The sequence below is a fragment of the Actinosynnema pretiosum genome, from assembly GCF_002354875.1.
GTDB lineage: Bacteria > Actinomycetota > Actinomycetes > Mycobacteriales > Pseudonocardiaceae > Actinosynnema > Actinosynnema auranticum.
In genome coordinates this window covers 7,966,753-7,991,773 of record NZ_CP023445.1, presented here as the reverse complement: position 1 = coordinate 7,991,773, position 25,021 = coordinate 7,966,753, and the positions used below count along the sequence as shown (strand labels likewise).

At 71.6% G+C, this 25,021-nt stretch carries 24 protein-coding genes and 1 tRNA gene; 16 read left to right on the top strand and 9 right to left on the bottom strand.

Translation table 11 applies throughout. The features are described 5' to 3' along the window. Position 1 precedes the first annotated feature (1 nt). The gene (locus CNX65_RS34450) at positions 2–628 is read right to left on the bottom strand and encodes an SIMPL domain-containing protein (RefSeq protein ID WP_218181786.1); all 627 of its coding nucleotides are present in this window, start codon (positions 626–628) and stop codon (positions 2–4) included. 294 nt (positions 629–922) lie between these two features. Here CNX65_RS34450 and CNX65_RS36535 point away from each other — a divergent pair, with 294 nt between their 5' ends. Both CNX65_RS36535 and CNX65_RS34445 read left to right on the top strand, forming a co-directional pair. Beyond that, the gene (locus tag CNX65_RS36535; RefSeq protein ID WP_015805641.1) at positions 923–1,069 is read left to right on the top strand and encodes a hypothetical protein; all 147 of its coding nucleotides are present in this window, start codon (positions 923–925) and stop codon (positions 1,067–1,069) included. Positions 1,070–1,529: 460 nt separating this feature from the next. Continuing rightward, the gene (locus CNX65_RS34445; RefSeq protein WP_096497429.1) at positions 1,530–1,898 is read left to right on the top strand and encodes a PIN domain-containing protein; all 369 of its coding nucleotides are present in this window, start codon (positions 1,530–1,532) and stop codon (positions 1,896–1,898) included. A gap of 15 nt (positions 1,899–1,913) precedes the next feature. On the opposite strand, the gene CNX65_RS34440 is transcribed toward CNX65_RS34445, so the two are convergent. Both CNX65_RS34440 and CNX65_RS34435 read right to left on the bottom strand, forming a co-directional pair. Beyond that, complete coding sequence (locus CNX65_RS34440) at positions 1,914–2,471, bottom strand: PIN domain-containing protein (RefSeq protein WP_096497428.1); 558 nt, start codon at positions 2,469–2,471, stop codon at positions 1,914–1,916. A gap of 3 nt (positions 2,472–2,474) precedes the next feature. Beyond that, positions 2,475–2,966: a helix-turn-helix domain-containing protein gene (locus CNX65_RS34435; protein WP_096497427.1), complete on the bottom strand. Its 492-nt coding sequence runs from the start codon at positions 2,964–2,966 to the stop codon at positions 2,475–2,477. A gap of 143 nt (positions 2,967–3,109) precedes the next feature. On the opposite strand from CNX65_RS34435, the gene CNX65_RS34430 reads away from it, so the two are divergent. Both CNX65_RS34430 and CNX65_RS34425 read left to right on the top strand, forming a co-directional pair. Further along, a complete protein-coding gene (locus tag CNX65_RS34430) occupies positions 3,110–4,933 on the top strand; it encodes an NHL domain-containing thioredoxin family protein (protein ID WP_232520101.1) in 1,824 nt (607 codons plus the stop codon). Between the two features lie 88 nt (positions 4,934–5,021). After that, positions 5,022–5,315, top strand: a complete 294-nt coding sequence (locus tag CNX65_RS34425) for a GroES family chaperonin (RefSeq protein WP_049797036.1) — start codon at positions 5,022–5,024, stop codon at positions 5,313–5,315. Positions 5,316–5,405: 90 nt separating this feature from the next. Here CNX65_RS34425 and CNX65_RS37630 read toward each other — a convergent pair whose 3' ends face one another. After that, a complete protein-coding gene (locus CNX65_RS37630; RefSeq protein ID WP_232520100.1) occupies positions 5,406–5,594 on the bottom strand; it encodes a hypothetical protein in 189 nt (62 codons plus the stop codon). A 580-nt stretch (positions 5,595–6,174) separates the two neighbouring features. On the opposite strand from CNX65_RS37630, the gene CNX65_RS34420 reads away from it, so the two are divergent. After that, positions 6,175–8,025 (top strand): VanW family protein, encoded by a 1,851-nt coding sequence (locus CNX65_RS34420; RefSeq protein ID WP_373565536.1) that lies wholly within the window; start codon positions 6,175–6,177, stop codon positions 8,023–8,025. A gap of 99 nt (positions 8,026–8,124) precedes the next feature. Continuing rightward, entirely contained in the window at positions 8,125–8,910 is a 786-nt protein-coding gene (locus tag CNX65_RS34415; protein WP_232520099.1) for a DUF1206 domain-containing protein, read from the top strand. Between the two features lie 95 nt (positions 8,911–9,005). Here CNX65_RS34415 and CNX65_RS34410 read toward each other — a convergent pair whose 3' ends face one another. After that, positions 9,006–10,844, bottom strand: coding sequence for an acyl-CoA dehydrogenase (locus tag CNX65_RS34410; RefSeq protein ID WP_096498143.1), 1,839 nt, complete (start codon positions 10,842–10,844; stop codon positions 9,006–9,008). A gap of 248 nt (positions 10,845–11,092) precedes the next feature. Beyond that, a complete protein-coding gene (locus CNX65_RS34405) occupies positions 11,093–11,710 on the bottom strand; it encodes a response regulator transcription factor (RefSeq protein ID WP_232520098.1) in 618 nt (205 codons plus the stop codon). A 335-nt stretch (positions 11,711–12,045) separates the two neighbouring features. Between CNX65_RS34405 and CNX65_RS34400 the strand changes: the two genes are divergently transcribed. Continuing rightward, on the top strand, positions 12,046–13,632 hold the full coding sequence (locus CNX65_RS34400) for a sodium:solute symporter family protein (RefSeq protein ID WP_096497422.1): 1,587 nt from the start codon (positions 12,046–12,048) through the stop codon (positions 13,630–13,632). Between the two features lie 51 nt (positions 13,633–13,683). On the opposite strand, the gene CNX65_RS34395 is transcribed toward CNX65_RS34400, so the two are convergent. After that, positions 13,684–14,484 (bottom strand): hypothetical protein, encoded by an 801-nt coding sequence (locus CNX65_RS34395; protein WP_096497421.1) that lies wholly within the window; start codon positions 14,482–14,484, stop codon positions 13,684–13,686. A gap of 536 nt (positions 14,485–15,020) precedes the next feature. Here CNX65_RS34395 and CNX65_RS38110 point away from each other — a divergent pair. Next, positions 15,021–15,146: a hypothetical protein gene (locus CNX65_RS38110; protein WP_269770715.1), complete on the top strand. Its 126-nt coding sequence runs from the start codon at positions 15,021–15,023 to the stop codon at positions 15,144–15,146. On the opposite strand, the gene CNX65_RS34390 is transcribed toward CNX65_RS38110, so the two are convergent. Beyond that, positions 15,138–15,208: transfer RNA gene (locus CNX65_RS34390), tRNA-Gly, on the bottom strand. The genes CNX65_RS38110 and CNX65_RS34390 overlap by 9 nt on opposite strands. A 39-nt stretch (positions 15,209–15,247) precedes the next feature. On the opposite strand from CNX65_RS34390, the gene dcd reads away from it, so the two are divergent. The 6 genes from dcd (at position 15,248) to CNX65_RS34360 (ending at position 21,402) form a co-directional block, all read left to right on the top strand. Next, entirely contained in the window at positions 15,248–15,829 is a 582-nt protein-coding gene (gene dcd / locus CNX65_RS34385) for a dCTP deaminase (RefSeq protein WP_096497420.1), read from the top strand. 308 nt (positions 15,830–16,137) lie between these two features. After that, positions 16,138–17,244 carry an SdrD B-like domain-containing protein gene (locus tag CNX65_RS34380; RefSeq protein ID WP_177154565.1) on the top strand — a complete coding sequence of 369 codons (1,107 nt, stop codon included), beginning with the start codon at positions 16,138–16,140 and terminating at the stop codon, positions 17,242–17,244. 190 nt (positions 17,245–17,434) lie between these two features. Next, a complete protein-coding gene (locus tag CNX65_RS34375) occupies positions 17,435–18,553 on the top strand; it encodes an SdrD B-like domain-containing protein (RefSeq protein WP_096497418.1) in 1,119 nt (372 codons plus the stop codon). 177 nt (positions 18,554–18,730) lie between these two features. After that, positions 18,731–19,573: an SdrD B-like domain-containing protein gene (locus CNX65_RS34370; RefSeq protein WP_096497417.1), complete on the top strand. Its 843-nt coding sequence runs from the start codon at positions 18,731–18,733 to the stop codon at positions 19,571–19,573. Between the two features lie 220 nt (positions 19,574–19,793). Next, positions 19,794–20,987: a hypothetical protein gene (locus CNX65_RS34365; RefSeq protein WP_096497416.1), complete on the top strand. Its 1,194-nt coding sequence runs from the start codon at positions 19,794–19,796 to the stop codon at positions 20,985–20,987. A 34-nt stretch (positions 20,988–21,021) separates the two neighbouring features. Further along, on the top strand, positions 21,022–21,402 hold the full coding sequence (locus CNX65_RS34360) for a phage holin family protein (RefSeq protein WP_096497415.1): 381 nt from the start codon (positions 21,022–21,024) through the stop codon (positions 21,400–21,402). Positions 21,403–21,477: 75 nt separating this feature from the next. On the opposite strand, the gene CNX65_RS34355 is transcribed toward CNX65_RS34360, so the two are convergent. Beyond that, entirely contained in the window at positions 21,478–23,754 is a 2,277-nt protein-coding gene (locus CNX65_RS34355) for a (Fe-S)-binding protein (protein WP_096497414.1), read from the bottom strand. A 157-nt stretch (positions 23,755–23,911) separates the two neighbouring features. Between CNX65_RS34355 and CNX65_RS34350 the strand changes: the two genes are divergently transcribed. Both CNX65_RS34350 and CNX65_RS34345 read left to right on the top strand, forming a co-directional pair. After that, positions 23,912–24,241 (top strand): DMT family transporter, encoded by a 330-nt coding sequence (locus CNX65_RS34350; protein WP_096497413.1) that lies wholly within the window; start codon positions 23,912–23,914, stop codon positions 24,239–24,241. Positions 24,242–24,402: 161 nt separating this feature from the next. Beyond that, entirely contained in the window at positions 24,403–24,978 is a 576-nt protein-coding gene (locus CNX65_RS34345; protein ID WP_096497412.1) for a hypothetical protein, read from the top strand. Positions 24,979–25,021 lie beyond the last annotated feature (43 nt).

The following is a 25,021-nucleotide window of genomic DNA, read 5'->3' as shown; positions in this document are numbered from 1 at the left end:
GCTAGTCCAGCAGCGTCCAGGTCGCGGTGCACCGGACCGTGACCACGATCTGCTGCGCCTCCAGGTTCAGCTGCTCCATCCGCACCGGCTCGCCGGGCGCGCCCCCGGCCCCGTAGGCCATGGTCGCCCTGGCGGTCTCGGCCGCCCACACCTCGCCGTCGCCGTCGGCCAGCCGCAGCAGCGGGCCCAGCCGGGCGCCCAGCGCCGCCGCGTAGCCCTCGGCCCGGCGCCGGGCGTCGGCCACGGCGGCCCGCTGCGCCTCGGTGACCGCGTCGGCGTCGGAGGACAGCTCCCAGGTCGGCCCGCTCAGCCACGCGGGCTCGGCGGCGACCAGCCCGGACAGCAGCTCGTCCAGGACGGCGAGGTCCGTCGCGCGCACCACGTACCGCTGCTGCGCCCGCGCGCCCGCGCGCCGGTCGCCGAGCCAGTTGTCGTGCACGGACAGCGAGCGCACCCGCACCTCGACGCCGTCGCGCCGCAGCAGCTCCTCCACCCGCCCGACCCGCTCGGCGAGCGCGCCCGCCGCCTCGTTCCTGGTCGAGGACTCGGCCTCGAAGGTCACGTCCACCTGCGCGCGGTCGGCGGTCCGCTCGACCTTGCCGACACCCTTGGTCACCACTTCGGCCATGCACCCCAGCCAACCCGTCCGAGTGGTCCCTGACAACACGTCCGAACGACGGGACCGGCCCGGACGAAGGTCCCGGAAAGTCACTGCGACAGAAGCGGAGCGTAGTTGTTGATCAGCACACCGTAGTTACCTCACGGGTGAATCTTCGGTTGCGGCTTGGTTGTCACCGACGAATCTTCGGTATGTGCCGCGCCTCACCGGAGAATCGTTTGCATTGTGTTACGGGAGGGGTGCATACTTGACACGTACCGCCCCGAAGCGCCAAGCAAGACTTCTGAGAGGGATGAGTTCCCGATGAACTTCGCTGCGAAGCTCCGCGCCCGTCGTGTCGAGGCTCGCAACCGCAAGGCCGTCGCCCGCGCCATCGACATGGCTCCGACGCCCGCGATGCGGCACGAGCTGATCGTGATCGCCCAGGCGCAGGCGAACACCCTCCGCTGAGACTCCCTCCGCTGAAGCATTCGCGCGCGAACGGCTGCCCGACCTCGACACCGGGCGCGCCCCGCCGGGTCCGCGCGAGCTCTTCGGGGGAAAACGACGAGACCCTGCCGCACCTCCCGCGCGGCAGGGTCTCGCGTGCATGTGGGGCACATCAAAACGTGATCCCCGTCACACGCTTCGGGGGCTGTAACGGCTCACGATCGTGTCTCGATGTTCCCAGTAGCCCCGAAGTGCTGTCGGACCCCCGACCTGGCAGCACCTCGGGGCTCTTCCGCGCCCGGACGCGGGTCCTCCCAGCTCGAACGCCCGGTCGAGCGGACGCCCGCACCGCGCCCCACCCCGCTCCCGCGGCCCGGCGCCTCGCCGCCACCGCCCCGGCTCCCGCTGGTCGGCGCGCCACACCCGCATCGGATCCCCGAACCTCCCGGCCCCACCGCCCGCGCCGGTGCAGCATGGCGGGATGACCGACCCACTGCTCGTAGTAGACGGCGCGAACGTCGTGGGCTCAGTCCCGGACGGTTGGTGGCGCGACCGGGCCGCAGCGGCCGAACGCCTCCGCGACTCCCTCGTGCGGGTGTCCACCGAAGGGGTGGCACCCCTGCCGGGCCCGCTGGAGGTCGTCCTGGTCGTGGAGGGCAGGGCGAAGCACGTGGGGTCCGTGCCGGGCGTCCACGTGGTGGCCGCCGAGGCGAGCGGCGACGACAAGATCGTCGCCCTGGTCGCCGAAGCCGCCCCGAGACCCTGCACCGTGGTCACCGCCGACCGCGAGCTCAAGGACCGCGTCCGAGCCCTGGGCGCCCACACCCTGGGCCCGAAGTCCGTCCGCTGACCGGCGGTGCCCCGCTCAGGAGGTAAAGCGGCTGCGACACGCGTCGGCGAACCCCTGACAGCCGTGCCCCTCGTTGCCCAGCAGGACGAGCAGGTCCTCCACCGAACGAGGGGCTTTGCGGTACCGGGAAGCTTGTCTGCGCAGTGCCGCTGTCACCGCTCTGGGTGCCAGGTCCAGCTGGTCCAGAAGGAAGTCGTCCTGGTGCAGTGCTGTGATGCCGTAACCCTCGAGTGCGAACTCGGGGAAGTCCTTCAGGTTCTCGGTAACCACAACCGCGGCCCCGCCGCGTACCGCTGCGGCCAGCACGTGGTGATCCTTGGGATCGTTGGTCATGGCGTGGATCAGGTGCTGATAGCCCGTGATCTCGGCGTCCGGGAAGTTCCGTCGCATCCGCTCCAGCCGACGGGACACCTGCTCCTCGGAAAGGCCGCGTTTGCGCAGGTTGCGGTCGAGTTCTTCGAGCACGCCGGTCGACCACAGCGGTCGATACACCTCGGCCTCGGCGATGGTCAGCAGCGTGTCGCACAAGTAGGGCTTGAAGAGCACGCAGGTGTCCAGAAAAGCTGGGAACAAGGGTCAGCCTCGTGTGTCATCTGTGGGAAGTCGGTCCAGCGGGGTGTCCAGCGGTAGGTCGTAGAGGCCGTCCTCCTCAGCTTCCTGCACCATCTCGTCCAGCCCTGCGGCGCGGGCTCGGCGGGAGCGCTCCTGATGGGCGAGCAGGTCTGCAAGGCGGATTCGCCTGTGCCTGCTCGGCTGCTCGTAGGGAATCTTCCCGGCCTCAAGCAGGCGGACCAGGGTCGGTCGCGAGACGCCCAGCAGTTGCGCTGCCTCGCTCGTGGACAGCACCGTGTGCTGCGGTGCGATGGTGATCGCCAGCCCCTGGGACATGGCCATCGCGACATCGCGGAGGACTTCGAAGACCTCGGTGGGCAACTTCATCCGTGCGCCGTCAGGGGCGACCAGTGCGGCTTCGCGTCGGTCCAGTTGGGCCAGCGCTACCACCCACGATTGCAGGCACTCCGGCTGCGTAGGTGGCAGCAGCGTGCGTTCTCCGATGGTGGCCGTCATGCTTCCAGTGTACGAATGAAACGAACGAAACGAAATGAACGAACGAAACGAACTTTGACCTCGCCTCTAGGTGTCCGCCCGACCACCGTCCCAACCGGTGGGCTGGGGAACACCCCGCCCCCGCCCCGGTGTTCACTTCCCCCGTGACGACCGCGCGACGCCGTGCCCGTGTCCGTGCCCCCGAGCTCGTCGGCCGGGGCTGGCTGAACACCGGGGACCAGGACATCACCCTCGCCCAGCTCAGGGGCAAGGTCGTCCTGCTCGACTTCTGGACCTTCTGCTGCATCAACTGCCTGCACGTCCTCGACGAGCTCCGCCCCCTGGAGGCCGAGTTCGCCGACGTCCTGGTCACCATCGGCGTGCACTCGCCGAAGTTCGTCCACGAGGCCGACCCGGACGCGCTGGTCGCCGCCGTCGAGCGCTACGAGGTGCACCACCCCGTCCTCGACGACCCCGAGCTGACCACCTGGCAGAACTACGCCGTCAAGGCCTGGCCGACCCTCGTCGTGGTCGACCCCGAGGGCTACGTCGTGCACGTCGCCGCGGGCGAGGGCCACGTCGACGCCCTGCGCCAGGTCGTCACCGAGCTGATCGCCGAGCACGGGGCCAAGGGCACCCTCCACCGGGGCGACGGCCCGTACGTGGCCCCGCCCCCGCCGGACACCGCCCTGCGCTTCCCCGCCAAGGCCGTCCTCACCCCGGCAGGCACCCTCCTGGTCAGCGACTCCGCCCACCACTCCCTGGTCGAGCTGGCCGCCGACGGCGAGACCGTCCTGCGCCGCGTCGGCACCGGCGAGCGCGGGCGCGCGGACGGCCTCGAACCCACCTTCTCCGAACCCGCAGGCATCGCCCTGCTCCCGCCCGAGGTCGCCGCCACGACCGGCTACCACGCCGTTGTCGCCGACACCGTCAACCACCTCCTGCGCGGCCTCAACCTGGACACCGGCGAGGTCACCACCGTCGCGGGCACCGGCGAGCAGTGGCGCGACGGCGCGACCGACGGCCCGGCCGACGAGATCCCGCTGACCAGCCCCTGGGACGTGGTCTGGTGGGAGCCCGCGAACGCGGTCGCCATCGCCCTCGCGGGCAACCACACCCTCGGCCTGTTCGACCCGGTCGCGGGCAGGCTGGAGCGCCTCGCGGGCACCACCGTCGAGGGCCTCAACGACGGCCCCGCCGACCAGGCGTTCTTCGCCCAGACCTCGGGCCTGGCCTCGGACGGCGAGCGCCTGTGGCTGGTCGACTCCGAGACCTCCGCGCTGCGCTGGCTCGACCCCGACCGCACCGTCCACACCGCCGTCGGCAAGGGCCTGTTCGACTTCGGCCACCGCGACGGCCCCGCGGACCAGGCCCTGCTGCAGCACCCGCTGGGCGTCACCGCCCTCCCGGACGGCTCGGTCGCGATCGCCGACACCTACAACGGCGCGGTCCGCCGCTACGACCCGGCCACCGGCGAGGTCTCCACCATCGCCACCGACGTCGCCGAGCCGTCCGACGCCGTGCTCGTCGACGGCGAGCTGGTCGTCGTCGCCTCCGCCGCGCACCGCCTGGAGCGCCCGGTTGCCCCCGGCGTCCGGATCACCGGGGACGCCCACCGGGTGCGCCGCCCCCCGACCGAGATCGGCGTCGGCGAGCTGGAGCTGGCCGTCGTCTTCACCCCGCCCACCGGCCAGAAGCTCGACGACCGCTACGGCCCGTCCACCCGCCTGGAGATCACCAGCTCCCCGCCGGGGCTGCTGGCGGGCGGCGCGGGCGTCGGCACGGACCTGGTGCGCGGGCTGCGCGTCGCCGAGGGCTTCACCGAGGGCGTGCTGCACGTGGTCGCCCAGGCCGCGAGCTGCACCGACGACCCGGCGGTCGAGCACCCGGTCTGCAAGCTCACCCGCCAGGACTGGGGCGTCCCGGTCCGGATCACGCCGGACGGCCCGTCGCGGCTGCCCCTGATGATGGGCGGCCTGGACGGGTGAGGCCCGCTCGCTCCGACGGGTGAGCACGGGGGGACACCGGGGGGCCACGTAGACTCCCCCGGTGTCCGATGTCAAGCTTGAGATCCAGATGCTGCACGACCGCGTCATGGTGCGGATCTCGCCGGAGGACGGCGAGCGCCGCAGCAGCGGGGGCATCGTGATCCCGGCGACCGCGCAGGTGGCGAAGCGTCTGGCGTGGGGCGACGTCCTCGGCGTCGGCACGAACGTGCGCCACGTGAAGGTCGGGGACCGGGTGCTCTTCAACCCGGATGACCAGTTCGAGGTCGAGGTCCAGGGCCACGCCTACCTGGTCATGCGGGAGCGCGACGTGCACGCCACCGCGACCGAGCGGACCGACCACGGCACAGGTCTTTACCTCTGACGGGTCGGAACGTGACCACCGCGTGACGACGGTCGGGTAAGCAGTCCCAGGACCTTGCGGTAGAGCAAGAGGGGGAGCGGTGCCGGAGAATCAGCGACCGGAGCACGACGCCGAGCGGACCACGGCCATGAAGAAGCCGTCCCACCCGCCGTCGAGCACTGCTTCGGAGCGCACCACGATCATCTCCGCCTCGGCGGTGAACCAGGGCTGGCCGTCGGAGGAGCCCGACGCCGCCACCGCCGCCCCGAGCACCGGGTCGGACGCGTCTTCCGCGGCCACCGTGCAGAACGTGCAGCCCGCGAGCGACGTGACGCGCGCGCTCGACCCCGAGGGCGCCAAGCCCAAGGCCGACGTGACGCGCGCGCTCAACCCCGAGGGTGCGCCGGGCGGCGCCGCCGAGGCGACGACGAAGAGCAGTGAGAACGGCAAGGACGCCGCCGGTCAGACCGGCGGCGAGCAGGACCCGCCGTGGATGCGGGCCGGCGGCCAGGGCGCGGGCGGCCAGCCGGGGACTCCGCCGTCGGGGATCCCCCAGGCGGGCACTCCCCAGGCGGGGGCGAACCAGTCCGGGACCTCCCAGCCGGGGACTCCCCCGTCCGGGATCCCCCAGGCGGGCGGTTCCCAGGACGTCACCCGGAACCTGAGCGCGGACGCGACGAAGAACCTCGGCGCGGACGCCACCCAGGCGGTCACCCCCGAGGGGCAGCGGACCTTCCAGTCCGCGCCGCCCCCCGGTTCCACCGAGGCGACCGCGGTCTTCGCGCCCGTCACCGGGGGTGGCGACACCACCGTCGTGAACCCCGGTCGGGGGACCATCCCGCCGGGCGCGCGCACCGGGACCCCGGCAGCGGGCATCCCGATGGGCACCCCGCCGGGTGGCATGAGCGTCCCGCCGGGCCAGCGCCCCGGCACGTTCCCGCCCCTGGGGGCGGCGAACCCGGCCGAGGCGACGGCGCTCGGCCCGCACGTGGTCGAGCAGCAGCCGGGCGGGGACGCCCCGGCGTCCGACGCCGACGCCAAGCGCAGGCGCAACCGCAAGATCGGCCTGGTCGCGGCGTCCGTCGTGGGCGCGCTCGCGGTGCTGTGGGGCGTCGACCTCGCGGTGTCCAGCGGCAACGTCCCGCGCGGCGTCACGGTCGCGGGCGTCGACGTCGGCGGCATGAGCCACTCCGACGCCGAGGACAAGCTCCGCGACGAGATCAGCCCCCGGCTGGAGAAGCCGATCAAGGTCAAGGCCGGTGACGTCGAGACCGAGCTGGACCCGAAGGCGGCGGGCCTCGAACTGGACTGGACCGCCACGCTCGACCAGGCGGGCAGCCAGCCGCTGTCCCCGATCACCAGGGTCACCTCGTTCTTCAGCACCCGCGAGGTCGGCATCGTCTCCAAGGCGGACGACGCCAAGGTGACCGCCGCCCTGGAGGGCCTGCGCGGCACGACCGACCACGACCCGGCCGAGGGCACGATCCGCTTCGAGGGCGCCAAGCCCGTCGCGGTCGACCCGAAGCAGGGCCAGAAGCTGGAGGTCCCCGAGGCCTCCGGCGTGCTGCTGTCCAGCTGGGCCAACGGCAACGGCGTCGAGCTCCCGGTCGCCACCACCCCGGTGAAGACCACCAGGGAGGGCGTCGCCAAGGCGCTGGAGGAGGTCGCCACCCCGGCGGTCGCCTCCCCGGTCGTGATCAAGGGCGAGGGCAAGGACGCCACCCTGGCCCCGGAGAACCTGGCCGCCGTCCTGGTGTTCGAGCCCGCCGACGACGGCTCGCTGAACGCCAAGGTGGACAACGGCAAGGTGATCGAGGCCGCCGGTCCCCAGCTGAAGGAGACCGAGAAGGAGGGCAAGGACGCCGAGATCGTCTTCGACGGCGGCAAGCCCACCGTGAAGGAGTCGGTCGACGGCCTCGGGGTCGACTGGGACAAGTCCCTGAACGGCTTCATCGACGTGCTCAAGCGCGCCGACAAGCGCGAGGTCAAGGCCGAGTACAAGCACACGCCCGCCAAGGTGACCACCGAGCAGGCGAACAAGATGGGCATCAAGGAGGTCATCGGCGAGTTCCAGACCGGTGGCTTCGCCCAGGACTCCGGCGTGAACATCCGCGTGGTGGCCGAGAAGGTCAACGGCGCGATCGTGAAGCCGGGCGAGACGTTCAGCCTCAACGGCTACACCGGTCCGCGCGGCAAGGCGGAGGGCTACGTGGACGCGGGCATCATCGAGAACGGCGCCCCCGGCCGCGCGGTCGGCGGCGGCATCTCGCAGTTCGCCACGACGCTCTACAACGCCTACTACTACGCGGGCATGAAGGACGCCGGGCACAAGGAGCACAGCTACTGGATCTCCCGGTACCCGGCCGGCCGCGAGGCCACGGTGTTCATGGACACGGCGGGCAACAGCCTGATCGACATCAAGTTCACCAACCCGGACGACACGGGCGTCGCGATCCAGACGATCTGGACCCCGAGCTCCATCAAGATCGTGCTCTGGGGCACCAAGAACTACGACGTCACCGGCTCGACGGGGGAGAAGACCAACCCCACCGATCCGCAGGAGATCAAGAAGTCCACGCAGCCGTGCGTCGCGAGCGCGGGCGCCCAGGGCTTCACGGTCACCGACACCCGCACGATCAAGGACCGGCGCACCGGGCAGACGCGGAACGAGACCCGCACCGTCAAGTACGACCCGTCGCCCAAGATCGTGTGCGAGGCGCCGCCCGCCTAGCGCGGACCGCGCTCCGCTGAACGCGTCCCGCTGAGCGCTCGGTGATTCGCTGTAGCCACGACCGGGTATCACCCGGTCGTGGCTAACAGCGTTCACGAGGTGCGGAGACACCCGGCGGTTCAACTGCTCGGCCGGGCGGGCATGGTCTGCTACGGGATCGTCCACGTCCTGCTGGCGGCGCTGACCGTCCAGGTCGTCCTCGGCGACTCCGACCAGCAGACCGATCAGAAGGGCGCGGTCGCGACCATCGCCGAGGCGCCGTTCGGCGTCGTGCTGCTGTGGATCGTGGCGATCGGCCTGTTCGCGTTCGCCGTGTGGCAGGCCGCGCTGGCCGCCTCCGGCTACAGCTGGGTCACCGACCAGCGCAAGCGCCTGTTCCGCCGGATCTCGGCGGGCGTCCGCGCGGTCGCGGGCGTCGCGATCGGCATCGCCGCCATCACCTACGCGGTGGGCGGCTCGTCCTCGGACTCGGGCTCCCAGCAGCAGACCCTCACGGCCAAGGTGCTGGCCATGCCCGGCGGGCAGTTCCTCGTCGGCATCGCCGCCCTGGTGGTCATCGGCGTCGGGGTCAACCAGATCCGCAAGGGCGTCAAGAAGTCCTTCAAGGACGACCTGAACATGTCCGAGCTGCCCCAGGGCACGCAGAAGACCGTCGAGCGGCTGGGCCAGGTCGGCTTCATCGGCAAGGGCATCGCGATCGCGACCATCGGCGTCCTGGTCGGGCTCGCCGCGATCTTCGCCGACCCGAACCAGTCCGGCGGCATGGACAAGGCGCTGCACACCCTCGCGGGCCAGCCCTACGGCGCCGTCGTGCTGATCGTCATCGCGCTCGGCTTCGTCGGCTACGGCGGTTACTGCTTCGCGGCGGCCAAGGCCCACAAGTGAGCGGGTAGGCCCGCCCGCGCAGGGGACGGGCCGGAACGCGGAGGAGGGCGGCACCCGAATCGGGTGCCGCCCTCCCGCGCGTCACGGGGCCTCGGTCAGAACGCGGCCTCGTCCAGGTCCATCAGCGAGTTGTCGGTGCTCTCGGTGGACTTGCGGCGCGCCGACAGCTCGGGCAGCACGGTCTTGGCGAAGAACGACGCCACCGCGACCTTGCCCTCGTAGAACGCCTTGTCCTTGGCCGACGGCTCGCCCGCGAGCTTGGTCAGCGCCACCTCGGCCTGGCGCAGCAGCAACCAGCCGACCAGCACGTCACCGGCGGTCATGAGCAGCCGCACCGAGTTCTGGCCGACCTTGTACAGGTTGGCCACGTCCTCCTGCGAGGAGGTCAGGAACCCGACGAGCGCGCCCAGCATCCCCTGGAGGTCCTCCAGGCCCTGCCCCAGCAGCGCCCGCTCCTCCTTGAGCCTGCCGTTGCCGCCCTCGGCGTCGAGGAACGCCTGGATCTCGCCGTTGATGTGGGCGAGCGCCTGGCCCTTGTCGCGGATGATCTTCCGGAAGAAGAAGTCCAGCGACTGGATCGCGGTGGTGCCCTCGTACAGCGAGTCGATCTTCGAGTCGCGGATGTACTGCTCGATCGGGTAGTCCTGCAGGAAGCCGGAGCCGCCCAGCGTCTGCAGCGACTGCGCGAGCTGCTCGTAGGCCCGCTCGGAGCCGACGCCCTTGACCACCGGCAGCAGCAGGTCGTTGACCTTCTCGGCCAGCGCCTGGCCCTCGCCGCCGAGCTTGATCTTGTCCTGGAACGTCGCGGTGTACAGGTACACCGCGCGCAGCCCCTCGGCGTAGGCCTTCTGCAGCATCAGGCTGCGGCGCACGTCCGGGTGGTGGGTGATGGTGACGCGCGGCGCGGTCTTGTCCGTCATCCGGGTCAGGTCGGCGCTCTGCACCCGCTCCTTGGCGTACGCCAGCGCGTTCAGGTAGCCGGTCGAGAGCGTCCCGATGGCCTTGGTGCCGACCATCATCCGGGCGTACTCGATGACCTGGAACATCTGCGCGATGCCGTCGTGCACCTCGCCCAGCAGCCAGCCCTTGGCGGGCACGCCGTGCTGGCCGAAGGTCAGCTCGCAGGTCGTGGAGGCCTTCAGGCCCATCTTGTGCTCGACGTTGGTGACGAAGGCGCCGTTGCGCTCACCGGTGGACTTGCCGGTCTCGGAGTCGAAGTGGAACTTCGGCACCAGGAACAGCGACAGGCCCTTGGTGCCCGGCTTGGACTCGATGCCGGGCCCCTCGGGGCGCGCCAGCACCAGGTGCATGATGTTCTCGGTCAGGTCCTGGTCGCCCGAGGTGATGAACCGCTTCACGCCGTCCAGGTGCCAGGAGCCGTCCTCCTGCCGCACGGCCTTGGTGCGGCCCGCGCCCACGTCCGAACCGGCGTCCGGCTCGGTCAGCACCATGGTGGCGCCCCAGCCGTCGTCGATCATGAACTGGGCCCAGCGCTTCTGCTCGTCGGTGCCGTTGCGGTGCACGACCGTGGCGAAGTTGGGGCCCGCCATGTACATGTACGCGGACGGGTTCGCGCCCAGGACCAGCTCGGACGCCGCCCACTGCACCGAGGGGGGCACGCCGAAGCCGCCCAGGTCCTCCGGGAGCGAGAGGCGGTACCACTCGCCGTCCCAGAGCGCCCGGTAGGACTGCCGGAACGCCTCGGGCAGGGTCACCGAGTGGGTCTTCGGGTCGAAGACCGGCGGGTTGCGGTCGGACTCGGCGAAGGAGTCGGCCAGCGGGCCGACCGCGAGGTTGTTCAGCTCGGTGAGGATGCCGCGCGCGGTCTCCTCGTCGGCCTGCTCGAACGGCCCCGTGCCGAGGTGGTCCTGCACGTTGAAGACCTCGAAGAGGTTGAACTCGAGGTCCCGGACGTTGCTCTTGTAGTGACCCATCTCGTCGCTCACTCCATCAAGGTCGGGGCCTGATCCCCCTTACTGACCGGTAACAAACAGAGTATTACCTGTCAGTAACCTCGGCAAGGCCAGCCACCCGGTTGTGGTCGACCGAACGCCGGACCACCACCTCCCGTTCCCCTGGGCGCGTGACGCAGGCGGCCCCAGGGCACGGCCGGGACCGGCGCCCGCGAACGGGCGCCGGTCCACGCCGGGGCGCTCCCCCGGCCGACCGCGGAGGTCCCGGCCTAGGGCGCCAGCCGACCGCTGAGCAGCCCCGCCTGGTAGGCCAGCGACACCGCGTGCGTCCGGTCCCGCGCCCGCAGCTTCCGCAGGATGTTCTTCACGTGCGTGCGCACCGTCTCCACCGACACGTACAGCGCGTCCGCCACCGACTGGTTCTCCAGGCCGTCCGCGATCAGCTGGAGCACCTCGTACTCCCGCCGCGACAGCGCCCGCCTGGTCCCCGGGTCCGCGCCGGGGCTGAACCCCGCCGCCAGCGGGGCCAGCGTCGGGTCGAGGTGCACCCGCTCCCGGTGCGCGCGCAGGATCGCCTCCACCACCTCGGTGGGCTCGGCGGTGCGCGGCACCAGGCCCCGCACCCCCGCGGCGAGCGCGCCGCGCACGTACTTCGGGGTGCGGTGCGGCTCGCGCACCAGCGCCACCACCGCCAACTGCGGATCGCTCGCGACCAGCAGCGAGGCCAGGTGGCCCTGCGGGTCGAGCACCGAGTCGACCAGCAGCACGTCCGGCCGCAGCCGCTCGTGCAGCCGCACCGCGGAGTTGAGGTGCCCCGTCGAGCCGAGCCAGTTCAGCCCCGGAGTCCGGCGGACCACCGCCGCCAGGCCCTCGCGGAGCAGTGGCACGGGGTCGACGAGCGCGACCCCCGGCCCTGAGGCAAGTCGAGCAGCGCCCGCCGCGGACAGCGGGCGCCCGTTGACACCGGTTCCCATGGACCTGTGACGCAGCGGACCCCGCGATATGACGCGGTTTCTCCGAAGAAAGATTTACTCACTCTGCGTGATCGCTGATCAAGCATGTGAACAAGGATCACAACTGTGAGTCATTTGACCGGTGTGGGCTACCGCACACGGCAACACCTCCGTAAGACCTACGTCACACGTCCGCGTGGGAGCCGCCCGGAACCGCCGCCCGAGCCGAGCTGCCCACGCGCGGGCAACAGCGCACGCAGGGAGGACAGATGGACACCCTCGACTGGGTCGTGGTCGGCGGGTACTTCTTCGTCATGGTGGGGATCGGCGTCTGGTCGCGCGGGCGGATCAGCACCATCGCCGACTTCTTCACCGCGGGTGGCCGGATGCCCTGGTGGCTCTCCGGGATCTCGCACCACATGTCCGGGTACAGCGCGGTCATGTTCGTGGCCTTCGCCGCCGAGGCGTACCGGCTCGGGCTGACCGTCTACATCTGGTGGGCGCTGACCATCGGCGTGGGCGTGGGCATCGGCGCCTTCCTGTGGGCGCCCGCCTGGAACCGCCTGCGCTCCAAGCACGGCGTGAAGTCGCCGCTGGAGTACCTGGCCATCCGGTACGACGTGCCGACCCAGCAGATCATGGCCTGGGCGGGCGCCGCCCTGAAGGTCGTCGACATCGCCGCCAAGTGGGTCGCGGTCGCCGTGCTGCTCCAGGGCTTCGCGGGCGTCGACGTGTGGGTCGGCATCCTGATCGTCGGCGTGGTCACCATGGTCTACTCGGTGCTCGGCGGCCTGTGGGCCGACGCGCTCACCGACTTCGGCCAGTTCGTCATCCAGGGCCTGGCGGGCATCGCCATGTTCATCGCGGTCGCCGCCCACTTCGGCGGGATCGACTTCGTCTGGACCATGTGGGACCGGCTGCCCGCCTCGCACAGCGAGCCGCTGACCGGGCCCTACACCCTGGTGTTCTTCATGGCGCTCTTCCTGATCAAGACGCTGGAGTACAACGGCGGCATGTGGAACCTGGCGCAGCGCTACATGGCCGCGCCGTCCGGGGCCGCCGCCCGCCGCTCCGCCCTGCTGTCCGCCGTCCTGTGGCTGGTGTGGCCGCTGGTGCTGTTCCTGCCGATGTGGGCCGCGCCGCTGATCGTGCCGGGCATGGAGGCCAACGCCGAGCAGGCCTACGTCGAGATGGGCAAGGCGATGCTCCCCGCGGGCATGGTCGGCCTGGTGCTCGCCGGGTTCTTCTCGCACACCATGGCGATGGTGTCCTCGGACGCCAACGTGATCGCCGCCGTCATCACCCGCGACATGCTGCCCAGGCTGTGGAAGCGGGCCACCGGGCTCTCCGCCGACGCGCAGCTGAAGCTGGCCCGGCTCACCACGTTCCTGTTCATCGGGTTCTCCATGACGATCGCGCTGACCGCCGACACCAAGGGGTTCGTGCTCAAGATCGTGATCGCGCTGGTGGCGGCGACGATGGGCCCGATCGCGATCCCGCTGATGCTGGGGCTGCTGCCGCCGTTCCGCAGGATCGGGCCGCTCGCGGCGAAGGCGTCCGTGATCGGCGGCCTCGGCGCGTGGGCGTTCCTGTACTGGCAGCAGCAGTTCGAGAAGGCCGAGTGGGTCACCCAGGGCGTGATCGTCTCCTGGCCGCTCGTGCTGTCCCTGGTGCTGTACCTGGTGATCGGCTTCCTGCGACCGCAGCCCTCGCCCGAGCGCGAGGCGCTGGTGGAGTCGCTGCGCACGGACGCGGCGACCGGCGAGGCCCTGCCGGTGGCGGTCGACGCCGAGGTGGAGCGCGGCGAGCGGCGTGGCGCCGGGGGGCGCGGGGCGAGCCGCGGCGAGAAGGGCTGACGGTGACCGCCGTTCCCGCTCGCGCGAGCGGGAACGGCGGTCCTCCGGTGCTCAGGTGGTGGGCTGAGCCGGGGGCGCCGCGGACCCGGCGGCCCGCCCCTGGGGGGCGGGGGCCTGGCCCGCGGGACGCATCGCGGGGTGCGAACCGGGGTGCGTCACGGGGCGCATGGACGGCGCTGAGGCCGGGTGCGTCACGGGACGCATGGACGGTACCGACGCCGGGTGGCTGACGGGGCGCATCGAGGGCACGGATGCCGGGTGGCTGACGGGGCGCATCGAGGGCACGGACGCCGGGTGGCTGACCGGGCGCATCGACGGCACGGACGCCGGGTTCCCGACCGGGCGCATCGACGGCACGGAACCGGGGTGCGGCACCGGGCGCATCGACGGCGCCGAGCCGGGGTGCGTGGCGGGTCGGGCCGGGGGCATCTCCGGGAGGTTCGCCCGCCAGTGGTCGCGCATCACCTGGACGAGGTAACGGGCGTATTCCACGTCGTACGCCGCGGTCCGGACCGTGAAGACCCGGCCCCAGTGGTCGCGCACGTAGACGAGCGAGGGCTTCCGGTCGACGTGCCAGATCTCGGCGACGTGCTCGCGGCGCAGCACGTGCTTGTGGCCGTTGCCGTTGTGGAGGGCGAAGCCCGCCTCGGTCAGCCTGACCCGGTTCAGCAGCCCGCTCATCAGCAGCGCGACGCCCACCGCGAAGAGGATGCCGCCCTGGTAGGAGACCGACTCGCTCGCGAACCACCCGTCGTGCCAGGGCTGGATCAACCCCAGCAGACCGAAGGCCAGCGGCAGCGCGCTGAGCAGCACCAACCTGCGCCGGGTCCGCTTGGACCGGTACACCCCCATGGCGGCAAGTCTGGGGTGAAGTCGATCATTTACCGCACTCGCGCCCGCGCGAGCCTTCGGGGAACCGAAGTTCACGACTTCGTGTGGTGCGGCCGGGCTCGGGTTGCGGATCGCCGGAACCCTGCTCCAGGGGGGTAGTTTTTGAGGCCGTTTTCGCTGATATCGGCCCTACCGCCCGCTGATCCGGGCGAGCAAGACTTCGCTGTCAACCTTCAAGCCCCACCCTGCGCACGCAGGGTGCACGCTGAAGTGGTGACTCACCCCTGTGGCGAAGGGTGACAGTCGCAACCGGCGTGCCCGGCTTGAGGATGACCAAGATCACTCACTGATCCGCTTCGGGGACCCGCAGAGCGCGCCCCGGAGGCCGCTTCGCGCCGCGCCGGGTGGTGCCGAACCGCCCTCCCGGACCACCGGAAGCCGCTCGGGACCGGCCGGGCATTGATCAGCTCTTCACTCGATCGTGTGATTCGGTCCGCCGGGCGCGTCGCGCCCCGCGCCCAGGCCGGGGTGAACGGCCGGGGCGGGTGTTCTGCCAGGTGGGGAGCGGGTTCCCCCGGTCCGCCGGGACCGGCGCGTCCCGCCGCACCCCGGACGCGGCGAAGGCCCAGGTCGTGAACCTCGTGGAGGCTCTGACCTGGGCCTTCGTCCTGCTGAGCGGGTGACGGGAATCGAACCCGCCTCTACAGCTTGGGAAGCTGTCGTTCTACCAATGAACTACACCCGCTTGCGGTGCGGCTCCGATCATACACATACCCTGTCAAGCGTGTTGCTCAGTGACCGCGATCTGCGCGGAGAAGTCGAGTCCGGGCGGCTCGTGGTCGAGCCGTTCGACGACTCCCTCGTCCAGCCCTCCAGCATCGACGTGCGGCTCGACCGGTTCTTCCGGGTCTTCAACAACACCCGCTACACCCACATCGACCCGGCCGTGCAGCAGGACGACCTCACCTCGCTCGTCGAGACCGAGGGCGACGACCCCTTCGTCCTGCACCCCGGCGAGTTCGTGCTCGGCTCCACCTACGAGCAGGTGACCCTGCCGGACGACCTGGCGGGCCGGTTGGAGGGCAAGTCCTCCCTCGGGCGCCTCGGGCTGCTCACGCACTCCACGGCGGGGTTCATCGACCCCGGCTTCACCGGGCACATCACCCTGGAGCTGTCGAACGTCGCGAACCTGCCCATCACGCTGTGGCCGGGCATGAAGATCGGCCAGCTGTGCCTGTTCCGGCTCAGCAGCGCCGCCGAGTTCCCCTACGGCTCGCGCGAGGCGGGCAGCCGGTACCAGGGCCAGCGCGGACCGACGCCGTCGCGCGCGCACCTGAACTTCCGCCGCACCGACACCCGGCGCTGACGACACCCGGCGCCGACGACGCGCGAGGGGCGTTGCCGTTTCGTTGCCGAATCCGGCGCACCGCCGCGCAACCCACCCCCGGCAAGCGCGTCCTCTCCTGTGGTCCACCGCTGAAAAGAATTTCCGGAAGCCGCACCACGATCATTTTAGTGGTGCGGCTTCGGTCATTTTCAAGGTCATTTACGGCGTTGTGATTCCGTTACCGAACTCGGCGAAACCGGCGCAACCCGGTCGGTGCGCAGGCGTCTTTCTGGATGTCCCAAGCAGCACGACGAAGAACAAGAACGAACTTCCTGGGGGAAACAGAAATGCGCGCCACCCGCAAGCACCTCGCCGCCGCTCTCGTCTGCTCCGCGATCGCCCCGCTGCTCCTGACCGGCGTCGCCACCGCCCAGGACGGCATCCCGGTGGGTGAGGGCTCCGCCTCCGGCATGATCTGGAACGACGCCAACGGCAACGGCCGGATCGACTCCGGCGAGCAGGGCGTCGAGGGCCAGGGCGTCACGCTGCTCTACTACGACCCCGCCGTGTCCGAGCCCGGCATCCCGGTCACCACCACCACGGCCGCCGACGGCACCTACCGCTTCGAGAACCTCCCGATGGCCATGTACGAGCTGCGGCTGAACGCCCAGGAGGGGCGCATCTTCACCGGCTGGGGCCCCGACTCCCGCTTCAGCATCTACGGGCAGACCGGCTCCCCGTTCTTCCTGGACGCCGAGCACCCGAACGCGGAGGGCTTCAAGGGCGGCGTCGCCGACAGCGCCGCCAACGACTACCGGGCCTACGACGTCCTCCTGGACCCGGTGAAGGAGACCTACCAGGTCGGGGACGTCGTGCGGATCGTCGGCGGCGCGCACGTCGACGGCCCCTTCTGGGACTACTACACCGCCACGCTCACCGTCCCCGAGGGGCTGGAGAAGCTGACCGCCCAGGGCGAGGCCATCGGTGGGATGCGCCTCGCCTCCGAGACCCCGACCCAGCTGAGGGGCGTGCTCGACGAGAAGCAGTACCCCGGCGACTACACCTACCTCGGCGCCCACTACCGGGTGACCAAGCCGATCAGCGCGGGCCAGATCACCTTCGAGGTCGAGCCCGGCTCCTTCCGTCAGCTCGACCCCGACGCGAGCAACAACACGACGGCGAAGCCCTTCACCGCCGTCGCTGCCCCGGTCGCGCCCACCGCCGACCCCGCGGTCGACCCGATCGCCCAGCCGGTCGGTGAGGTCGTCACCCCCGCGCCGACCAGCTCCAGCGCCGCGACCGGCGCCAGCGCCGCGGTCCCGGTCGCGCAGGACCACGAGTCGCTCGCCTCCACCGGTGCGTCCCCGGTGGGCCTGATCGCCCTGGCGGGTGCCCTGCTGACCGCCGGTGTCGCGGCTTTCGGCCTGAGCCGTCGCCGCCGCGCCAAGGCCTGATCACCCACCCCGGTTCGGTCTGCCGCACCGCGACCTCGGTCGCGGTGCGGCAGACGTGTTCGCCGACCCGTTCCCACGTTGTCGTTTTGTTACCGAACGTGCGCGGGCGGGCGCAACCCGACATCGGCGGAGGCGTCCTCTAGTGTGCAGCCACGAGCACGGCCGAGCTGTAAAACTGGGGGAGAAAGAAATGCGCAGCACCCGCAAGAGAGCGTTCGCGGTCCTCGCCGCTTCCGCGCTGGCGCCGCTCCTCCTGGGCGGAATCGCCAACGCCCAGGAGGAAATCCCGGAGAAGAACGAGGGGGCGATCTCCGGGATCATCTGGAACGACAAGAACAGCGACGGCGTGCTGAACTCCTGGGAATCGGGCATCCCCGGCCAGAGCGTCGCGCTGGGCGGGCTGACCACGACCACCGCCGCGGACGGCAGCTACTCGTTCCGAGGGCTCGCGCTCGGCTCGCACACCCTCTCCCTGCCGAACCGCACCGCGCAGGGCCAGACCTGGACCCGAGCGGGCGGCGGCTCCGGCTTCGCGCCCGGCGGCGGTGTCGCGACCGCCACCGTCACCCTGACCGAGGAGCGCCCCTCGGTGACGGGCCTCAACGGCGGGTTCGCCCCCACGGGCAACGACTACTCCGTCTCGCAGCTCATCCTCGAACCCGTCAAGGACTCCTACCGGGTCGGCGAGGTCGTGAAGATCGTCGGCGGCGCCTACTACGAGGGTCCCCTGCCGGACGGCTTCGGCGCCCGCCTCACCGTGCCCGCCGGGCTGACCAAGCTCACCCGCGTCGGCGGGATGCCCGCCAGCGGGAAGGCCGACGGCCCGCACGAGGTCACCGGCATGTTCCAGGAGAACCGGGGCGCGGGCCTGATCGAGTTCGTCGGCTACGACTTCCGGGTCGACGCGCCCTTCAGCGCCGCCGAGGTCCGGCTGGAGGTGCTGCCCCTGAAGCACGGGGCCACCGACGTCAACCCCGCCAACAACGCCCTCGCGCGTCCCATCACCGCCACCGGGGAGCCGGTCGCGGCCAGCAGCGCCGCCGCCGCCCCGGTGGGCGCGGGCGCCGGGCGGACCGGTGGCGGCGCGCCCGCGCCCGAGACCGCCGCGCCCAGCAGCACCGCGCCCGAGGCAGGCGCCAAGAACGTCTACATGCCCATCGCGCACGGCGAGGAGGTGCGGCAGGAGGCGCTCGCCAGCACCGGGGCCTCGCTGGTCGGCCCGCTCGCGCTCGGCGCCGTGCTGCTCGTCGGCGGTGGCGCGGCCTTCGCGGTGAGCCTGAGCCGCCGCCGCGCCGCGCACGAGGACTGACGACCGGACCCGGAGGGGCCGTCCCGCGACCGCGCGGGGCGGCCCCTCCGCGCGTCACGGGCGGGTTCACCGAACGTTGTCGGCTCGTTACCGGAAAACGCGGAAAACGGGCAACCCGACCGTTGTCGGGGACGTCCTCCCCACGTCACGAAGTTCTTGTCCGTGGGGGACCAGGAAATGCGCAAAACCCGCAAGCTCATCGCCGCGGCGCTCGCCATCGCCGCGCTGCTCCCGGTTTTCACCGCCGGGCTCGCGAACGCCGACGAGGGGGTCGGCGGCTCGGTCTCCGGGATCGTCTGGAGCGACTTCGACGCGGACGGCCGCAGGGGCGCGGCAGAGTACGGGGTTTCCGGCCAGCAGGTGTTCCTGCGCGACACCAGGACCGGCCTGGAGCGGGGCACGAACACCGACGTCGACGGCGCGTACCGCTTCACCGGGCTCCCGGCGGGCGACTACGAGCTGCGCACGCCCAACCGCGGGGACGACGGCCAGACCTGGACCCGTGGGGGCGGGGACTCGCGGGTCGACAGCTCGAACGGCCTCGCGAAGATCGGGATCACCGCCGAGGAACCGCACCTGACCTCGGTCGACGCCGGGTTCGCCAGGGGCGCGAACGACTACTACGCCACCACGCTGGTGATCTCCCCCGAGAAGGACCGCTACGAGCCCGGCGAGATCGTGACGGTCGTCGGCGGCGTGTCCTACCGGGGCGACCTGGACGACCGGTTCGGCGCCCGGCTGACCTTCCCGGAGCAGCTGGCGCCGCTCGTGGGCGTCGGCGGCGTGCCGCACCTGGTGGACCGGTCGGCGCGCGGCGAGCTGGTCGGCGCGTTCGCCGAGAACCGGACCCGCCGCGACGTCCAGCACCTCGGCGCGCGATTCCGGGTGCTCGCCCCGCTCACCTCCGGGGAGATCACCCTGGAAGTGCTGCCCGGCGAGTTCGGCGCTTCCGACAGGCACGTCGAGAACAACACCACCGCCCGCGCCCTCGGCGTGAAGGGCGATTCCGAAGAATCCTGACCGAGGATTCCCGCGCCCCGCCGAACCGGGGCGCGATCCCGGAACGCCGGGTGGCGAGCGGAGCGCCACCCGGCGTTCCGGCGTTCGCGGTCGCGCGGAAGCGGTCCCGCGCGGTGCGGAGAAGCGCCCGGTGTGATCCAGATCGCGGAAACGCCCCGAGCCCGCCGCACGACGACGGGGTGTCGTCGCACGACACTTCCTTTCCCACGGGGGACTCCAGGTGAAGAAGCTGGTCGCGGTCACCGCGGTGCTGATGCTCCTCGGCGGTGGCACCGCCCTGGCCCAGGACGGCGAGGTCCTCGACGGCCTCATCTGGTTCGACCGGAACGGCAACGGCGTCGTCGACGCAGGTGAGCCCGCCCTCGCCTCGGGGAAGGGCGTCCGCGTCTTCAACGCCGCCACCAAGGAGCACATCGGCGACTACGGCACCGACGCGAACGGCCGCTACCGCGCGACCGGCCTGCCCGCAGGCGTCCCGCTGGCGATCTACAACGCCAACACCGACCGCTACGCGACCACCACGCCCTCTTCGGTGTTCCGCACCGGTGGCGCGACGCTCGACTTCGGCATCCGGGGCGGCGTCGTCACCGGCTCGGCCTTCGTCGACGCGGACCGGGACGGCGTGCGGGACGCGGGCGAGCGCGAGCTCCAGCCCGCGCACCGGCTCGGCGGCCTCACCGCCACCGGCTCGTACCGCGTCGAGGACGTCCCCGAGGGGGACCACGAGCTGGTGCTCGCCGACCTGCGCGCCCAGGGCCTGCTGCCCTCCGCCGTCACCGCGGAGCTGTTCGTCGGCAAGGGCGAGCAAGTCCGCCTGGACACCCCGTACTTCGCGCCGCGCGCCGACCTCGTCCTCGGCGCGCTCAAGCTCGGCCCGGACAAGCCCGGCGCCCGCGCCACCGGCGACGAGGTCGAGCTGTCCTTCGCCATCACCAACTCCGGCGAGGCGGCGGACGGCGTGCGCTTCACCGTCGACCGGCCGAAGGCGAAGCTGCTGTCCACCGGCGAGGGCGTCGTGGCCGAGGGCGACGGCTTCGCGCTGACCGCGCCGCTGGAGCCGGGCGCCACCGCGACCGCGAGGCTCCGCTACGCCCTGACCGACCCGACGATCACCGGTTTCCGGGTCGTCCTCGCGCCGGGGACCTCGTTCGGCGACGGCGACCCGAGCGACAACACCGCCGAGGTGGCGCTCTCCGTCACCGCCCCGCCGTCCAGCACCCCGCCGTCCACCACGTCCACCGCGCCCGGCAGCTCGACGGCCCCCACGACCACCGCGCCCCCGGTCGGCGGCGCCCCGAAGCAGCTGGCCAGGACCGGCGCCGCCCCGTTCTGGCCGCTGGTGACCGGCCTCGCCCTGCTGGTCGCGGGCCTGGCCCTGCACCACGCCGCCCGCACCCGCCGCCGCCGCGCCTGACCCGTTCGGAGGAGCCCCGCGGTTACCCTGCGGCATGGGCATTGTGGCGCAGGTACTGCTGACGGCCGTGGCGGTCTGGGTGTCGACCCTGATCCCCGGCATCGACCTGGAGGGCGGCTCGACCCCGGCCAAGATCGGCACCCTGGTGGCGGTGGCCGTGGTGTTCGGCCTGGTCAACGCGGTGGTGAAGCCGGTGGTGAAGTTCCTCGGCTGCCTGTTCTACCTGCTGACCCTCGGGCTGATCGGCCTGGTCGTGAACGCCCTCATGTTCTGGCTGACCGGCTGGGTCGCGGGCGAGCTGGGCCTGCCGTTCCAGGTGACCGGCTTCTGGCCCGCGTTCTTCGGCGCGATCATCGTGGCGCTGGCGAGCTGGCTGCTGAACCTGGTCTACGAGCGGGCCGTCGAGCAGGACTGACCAGAAGCCCCCGGAACGCCGGAGGGCCCCGCCGTCCGAACCCGGACGACGGGGCCCTCCGCGCGTTCTCGCCGATCAGTCCGACGCGGCGGCCTTGTCGCCGTCCGGCAGCGGCGTCCCGGTCGACGACTCGTCGGTCGGCACGTCCGCCCGCTCCCGCTCCTGCCCGCGCCGCACGGCGGTCAGCAGCAGCTGCGCCACGTCCACCACCTCGACGCCGCCGCCCACGACCTTCTCGTTCTGCCGCGCGGTCACCCCGTCGGTCAGCATGACCCGGCAGAACGGGCAGCCCGTCGCGATCTTCGACGGCGCGGTGCCCAGCGCCTCGTCCACCCGGTCCAGGTTGATCCGCTTGCCGATCCGCTCCTCCATCCACATGCGCGCGCCACCGGCGCCGCAGCACATGGCCTTGTCGGAGTTGCGCGGCATCTCGCGCAGTTTCGCGCCCGAGGCCCCGATCAGCTCGCGCGGCGCCTCGTAGATCTTGTTGTGCCGCCCGATGTAGCACGGGTCGTGGTACGTGACGTCCTCGGCGATCTCGGCCACCGGCACCAGCCGCCGCTCCCGCACCAGCCGGTTCAGCAGCTGCGTGTGGTGCACGACCTCGTACTGGCCACCCACCTGCGGGTACTCGTTGGCGAGCGTGTTGAAGCAGTGCGCGCAGGTCACCACGACCTTGCGCCTGCCGGGCTCGCGGCCCTCGAAGACGCTGTTGAGCACCTCGACGTTCTGCTGCGCCAGCATCTGGAACAGGAACTCGTTGCCCGCGCGCCGCGCCGGGTCGCCGGTGCAGCTCTCCTCCGGGCCGAGCACCGTGTACTTCACGCCCGCCGTGTGCAGCAGCTCCGCGACCGCGCGGGTGGTCTTCTTCGCCCGGTCCTCGAACGCGCCCGCGCAGCCCACCCAGAACAGGTACTCCGCGTCACCCAGCTCGCCGTCGAACACCGGGACCTCGAAGTCCAGGTCGTCGGCCCACGCCAGGCGGTCCTTGGCGTTCTGGCCCCACGGGTTGCCCTTGTTCTCCAGGTTCTTGAACATGCCGCCCAGCTCGGACGGGAAGTTCGACTCGATCAGCACCTGGTAGCGGCGCATGTCGACGATGTGGTCGACGTGCTCGATGTCCACCGGGCACTGCTCGACGCACGCGCCGCACGTGGTGCAGGACCACAGCACCTCGGGGTCGATGACGCCCAGCTCGCCCGCCTCGCCCACCAGCGGGCGCTCGGCCTCGGCCATCGCCAGGACGTCGATCGACTCCAGGCGCTTCTTGTAGTCCTCGTACTTGTCCTCGACCAGCCCGACCTCGTCGCCCGCCATGTCGCGGCGGCCACCGGCCAGCAGGTAGGGGGCCTTCGCGTACGCGTGGTCGCGCAGCTCGGTGATCATCAGCTTGGGGGACAGCGGCTTGCCGGTGTTCCACGCGGGGCACTGGGACTGGCAGCGACCGCACTCGGTGCAGGTGCTGAAGTCCAGCCAGCCCTTCCAGGTGAAGTCCTCGACCTTGCCCACGCCGAACACGTCGGTGTCCGGGTCGGCCTCCTCCAGGTCGAGCACCTTGCCGCCGCTCATCATCGGCCGCAGCGCGCCCAGCGCGACCCCGCCGTCGTCCTCGCGCTTGAAGTAGATGTTGAAGAACGCGCTGAACCGGTGCCAGGCCACGCCCATCGTCAGGTTCTTGGCCACGACGGCCAGCCAGACCAGCGCGGTCACCAGCTTCACGAACGCCATGACCGACACCCAGTCGGGGCTCGCGGGCAGCAGCTCGCTCAGCGGCGCGGTCACGAAGGACGACCACAGCGGCGGGTCCTCCAGGCCGGAGGCCTGCTTGAACGCCTTCACGCCCAGGATGCCCAGGCCCTCGACGATCACGACGGCCTCGACGAAGTAGGCGGCCTTGAAGTCGGAGCCCGCGAACCGGGAGACCCGGTCGGCGCGGCGCGGGTGGTTCAGCTGCCTGATCACCGCGAGCGCGACGCCGCCGACGACGGTGCCGATGCCCAGCAGCTCGATCAGCAGCGCCCACGCGGACCACGTGCCGATCACCGGCCAGTGGAATCCGGGGTAGAAGACCTCGCCGTAGGCCTCGAACAGCACCGCGGAGCCGATCAGGAAGCCCCACATCACCATCCAGTGCCACGGCGCGACCTTGCGCAGCTTGGCCATCCTGGTGTGCGCGACGAACTCCACCACCAGCGTGCGCAGCCTCGGCCAGACCGGGCCGTTGCGGGTGGCGTCGGGCTGGCCGAGCCGGATGATCCGCACCATCCGGACCACGCCCGCCACGAAGATTCCCCAGGCGTACGCGCTGGCGGCGACGCCGATGGCGCCGAGGGTGAGCTGGAGGGCTCCCATGTGGTCGCGGCCTTTCTGAGTCCGGTTTCCTCCGTGGGAGCCTACGCTGGATTACTGGTGAGTAACCACTTGGCGGAGGCTCCCCGCGCAGCCGGGACCGCCCGGTCGCGACGCCTAGACTCGCAGGCGTCCCCCGACCCGCTCCCGGAGGCTTCCCGTGGTCCACCTCCTGCTGGCGCTGGCGATCGTCGCAGAGGTCACCGCCACCGTCTCGCTGAAGCTCTCCGCCGGGTTCACCAAGCTCGCCCCCTCGGTCGTCGTGGTGATCGCCTACGCCATCGCGTTCGGCGCGCTCAGCCAGGTCCTCAAGCTCGGGATGCCGCTCGGCGTCGCCTACGCGATCTGGTGCGCCTTCGGCATCGCGGCCGTCGCGGCGGTGGGCGTCGTGCTGTTCGGGGAGCGGGTCAACGCCACGATGGTCGTCGGGCTGCTGCTCGTGATCGCGGGCGTGGTCGCGATCGAGCTGGGCAGCTCGTCCGGCTCCTGACCGCGCGGCCCGCCACCGCGCGGCCCGCCACCGCGCCGCTCCGGGGTGCCGAAGCCCGACCGCAGCGCCGAGGGCGGGCGGAGCGCGTCGAGCCGAAGCCGTGTCCCTCCCGATGCGCCGGGGAAACCCCGAACCGGACACGACCACCGGACAATGGCGGCATGGGGTTCACCGGCCGGGAGTCGTGGCAGGTGTCGCACGGGAGCAACCACACCGTGACGACCGCGCTGTTCGTGCGCGACACGCTCGCGCTGTCGGTGGACACCGTGCCCGAACTGCCGGGCCTCGACCCCGCCGTGCCGGTCGTGGTGCCGCGCGGCGTCGACCGGGCAGGTGCCGCGCAGGAGTGGCTCGGCTGGTGGGCGGACGTGCTCGACCACGCCAGGGCCGACCGCCACGGCACCTCGCCCGCCGCCCCGGACAGCCGCTCGCTGGCCCAGCGGCCCGCGCTGCGCGGCGCGGTGCGCGCCCTCCAGGACCTGGTCGGCGACTACCACCACCGGCGCTCCCGCAGGGGCAGGCACGCGGCGCTGCCCGTCGGCGAGGTGGTGCGCGGCGTGGAGACCAGGCTGGGGCGGCCCGTGCGGCCGTTCCGGCTGGTGATCACGGTCGTCCCGGTGCAGGGGCTGGTGTGGGAGCGGATGACGGGCTCGCACGTGATCGCCTCCGAGTGGTTCCTGGACGACCCCGGCCGCTCGGCGCCCGCGCTGCGGGCGATCGTGGAGGACCTGGCCTGAGTCCGCCCGCCGGGCGTGCGCCCGAGCGGCCCGACACCCGTCC